The 2,792-nt window shown below is 65.7% G+C and carries 4 protein-coding genes; all 4 read right to left on the bottom strand.

Going from position 1 to position 2,792, the window contains the following annotated elements:
* Positions 1-69 precede the first annotated feature (69 nt).
* The 4 genes from WC704_RS17750 to WC704_RS17735 are packed head-to-tail and all read right to left on the bottom strand — an operon-like array spanning position 70 to position 2,313.
* On the bottom strand, positions 70-756 hold the full coding sequence (locus WC704_RS17750) for a recombinase zinc beta ribbon domain-containing protein (RefSeq protein ID WP_372892377.1): 687 nt from the start codon (positions 754-756) through the stop codon (positions 70-72).
* A 50-nt stretch (positions 757-806) separates the two neighbouring features.
* The gene (locus WC704_RS17745; RefSeq protein ID WP_372892375.1) at positions 807-1,427 is read right to left on the bottom strand and encodes a hypothetical protein; all 621 of its coding nucleotides are present in this window, start codon (positions 1,425-1,427) and stop codon (positions 807-809) included.
* Complete coding sequence (locus tag WC704_RS17740) at positions 1,424-1,918, bottom strand: TrbG/VirB9 family P-type conjugative transfer protein (RefSeq protein ID WP_372892373.1); 495 nt, start codon at positions 1,916-1,918, stop codon at positions 1,424-1,426. Before WC704_RS17740 ends, WC704_RS17745 begins: the two co-directional genes overlap by 4 nt.
* Complete coding sequence (locus tag WC704_RS17735) at positions 1,801-2,313, bottom strand: DNA -binding domain-containing protein (RefSeq protein WP_372892371.1); 513 nt, start codon at positions 2,311-2,313, stop codon at positions 1,801-1,803. Before WC704_RS17735 ends, WC704_RS17740 begins: the two co-directional genes overlap by 118 nt.
* Between the last annotated feature and the right edge of the window lie 479 nt (positions 2,314-2,792).

Genomic DNA, 2,792 nt, shown 5'->3' with positions numbered 1-2,792 from the left:
ATGCGCCGAAAGCCGCTTGAGATGCTCTGATAAGCCGAACAATCCTGCCTGACGCATCGCTGCCTCCTGTCAGGCCAAATGAATCAAATCAGACCGGAAATGTCGAGGGGTTGTTGGAGGTGCCCAGTTTTGCAGCGATTTCTGACGCGCATCTAGCCGGTCAACCTTGGCGCTCAGCCGCTCAGTCGCGTTACTGGGCCCGAGCCGGATCATCATATCGACCGTCGCATCCATATCGCGCTCGAGCTTGTCGACCTCGGCTCGTGCCGCCGCGATTGCGGCGCTGCCCTCCATGCGAATCCGATTAAGCTCACGCGTGAACTCCCCGCAGAACTCGCCAAAGAGGGCAGGGTCCATGAGATGCGTGTGCAGGCTTGTGAGCACGCGCTGCTCGAGCACATCGCGGCGAATGTTCACTCGATTGGCGCACGTTCCCTTGTTCCGCGCCGTCGAGCAGCCGAGCATATCGGCCGAGATCATCGCATAGCCGCCGCCGCCGCAATGGCCGCACCGGGAAAGACCCGACAGCAGGTAGCGTGCGCGCCGTCGCTCATCGATCCGAGGCTTGCCGCTCTGATCGTCCGCGAAAGGTGCGATGCGCTGTGTGTCCTGGCGCTTCTTCACTGCCGCCCACAACGCGTCATCGACAATGCGTAGGTGCGCCACCTCGGACGACAGCCACTCATCGGGGTCGTTGAGACGGGCTTGCCGTTTGCCGGAGACCGGGTCCTTTACGAAACGCTGCCGGTTCCACACCAGCTTGCCAACATAGAGTTCGTTGTTGAGGAAGGGCGACGGTGCCGCCGTCAGTGTGTGTGGATTGATGTCCCCGGAGCGATCGAGAGTGCCGACGAACTGGGCCTTGCGCCCCTGAGCGTTAGGGTCCCGATCCGGATCGAGAGCTGGTCCCGATGCCTCTGGCGTTGGTGCAGCCGGCGTCGCTGAGGCGTCGGCTGCCACTGTCGGCGACGTTGTGGTGCGGCCTTGCACCACACCCCGGATTGGCGAGCGGCCCTCAACTCCGACAGCTGCCGCTCCCGTTCTTGCGCCGCCGTCTGGCCCGACGGATCATTGCCGACGCCGGTTTCCGTTGCCATGCGGCGCTGGCTTTCGAGGATCGGCCTGCCCAGGTCACCGGGCAGCGGTGGTCCGAGCTTCGGGGTATCGCCATAGGTCGCCGGCAAGCCGTTCAGAGAGTCTGTCGATGGACGATTGCTCGGTTCCGACAATTCCTGACGATCCGCGACCGCGCTGAAGACGCGCGGTTTCAACGCGATCCATGCCACGACGACCAGGCTGACGGATCCGAGCGCGGCGACGGCGATGATAACACCGCGACGGAAGCGTATCGCGCGCGCCGGCTTCGTCCGGATCGCCAACGTCTCGGGATCGAGCTTCGCGGCGGGAGAGATGGATGACTCGCTCATGAGCGCTTGCCCTTTCGCGAGGGAGCGCCTTCACCGATGCGCGCGATCCGGACAACCTGCTGCTTCTTGGTGCCGAGCCTGAGTTCAGCCGCGTCGAAGATTCGGTCGACGACGTAGTACCGGCCGCGGACACGATAGTTGACCAGTTCGGCCTCGCCGGTCGGCCCGACAACGAACAGTGGCGGCGCGTCGCCGACGGCGATGCTGGCGGGAAACTCGACGAACGTCTGCCGACCATCGTCGAACGCACGAAGGGGCCGCCATGCAGGCGCGTCGCCACTGATCGCGTAGTTGAAGTGAAGGCTGTCGACCGCCAGTCCCTCGGAGACCGGGGCCGTAGCTGCAGCCTGGTCCGCTGCCCGGCGCAGGGCGATCAATTGGTCGGCTGGGTATGTCCACGACAAGGCGGCCATGGCGATGCGCGCCGTTGCGGTGAGCCGGAGGTGGTAGCTCCGCCGACCCGATCCGCTCGTCCCAGACCTGGCCGGCACGCTGGTACGGCGCGCCGGACCAGCATGTCGCCGAACACCGCTTCGGCGACGGCGCGATGGCTCGAGCTGGTCGCCAGTGCATCGAGGGCGCGGAGCAGCTCCGTCCAGCGCTTGGTTCTTCCGCTACCGGGAAACAAGCTAGCGGGCAGGCGACCGTGCCGCAAGAACGCGGCCAGTCGGCGCAGCGCAAGCAGGCGGAGCTCCAGCCGGTCGGTTCCAGCAAGCTGATAAGCGAGCCTGACCGGACCATCGAGCAACGTGCCGCGCGCAATGCTGAGCCGGATCGTGCGCGGTCCTCTACCGAGTAGTAGGTGTTCCCCGGCCCCTGCGAGCGAGAGGTGCGTGGCCGGCCCCGGCAGCGCCAACAGGTCGAAGGCGTCTCGGTCGCCAGGCATGGCGCGTACCGCGTGGACGATGATCGCCAGCGGGTCGAGATCGGGATGCCAGAAGAGACGGGCGCTGTCGGCGGGGGCGGCCGGGTCCTCGGCGAAACTGCAGACCCCATAGCGGATCGGGAAGCGTACCGGTCAGGCGTTCGACGGAGTGCGGCTCTTGCCCAATGCGAACGCCTTCGATCGTGCCCTCACCGGGGCGATAGTCGGCGCGGCGGCGCACGATTTCCCAGGCAAAGCCACCAGGATCGCAAGCGGTGCCGAGTAACGGTGTGCCGCGTGCGATCAGCGGCGGCAGTGGTGGGCGCGCTGCCATGAATACGCTCCTGCTGTGGAGCAACAGTCAGGCATCTTTGTAAGCGTGGGCTGGAGGCCGCAGATCAGGCGGCTTCGGCGATCGGTTGCTGATCTGGTCGCCAGTTCCACGGCATGAGTTCATCCCAGCGGGCAGCGGGCCAGTTGTCGGCGATCTTGGCGATGAC

The sequence above is a fragment of the Sphingomonas sp. genome (assembly GCF_041661885.1).
GTDB lineage: Bacteria > Pseudomonadota > Alphaproteobacteria > Sphingomonadales > Sphingomonadaceae > Sphingomonas.
The sequence above is the reverse complement of the archived record's forward strand: the minus strand, read 5'-3'. Positions and strand labels throughout refer to the sequence as shown.

Excerpts from the sequence above, each read along its gene's own strand:
- WC704_RS17745 (WP_372892375.1), bottom strand. The coding sequence starts at position 1,427 with ATGAGCGAGTCATCCATCTCTCCCGCCGCGAAGCTCGATCCCGAGACG.
- WC704_RS17735 (WP_372892371.1), bottom strand. The coding sequence starts at position 2,313 with ATGCCTGGCGACCGAGACGCCTTCGACCTGTTGGCGCTGCCGGGGCCG.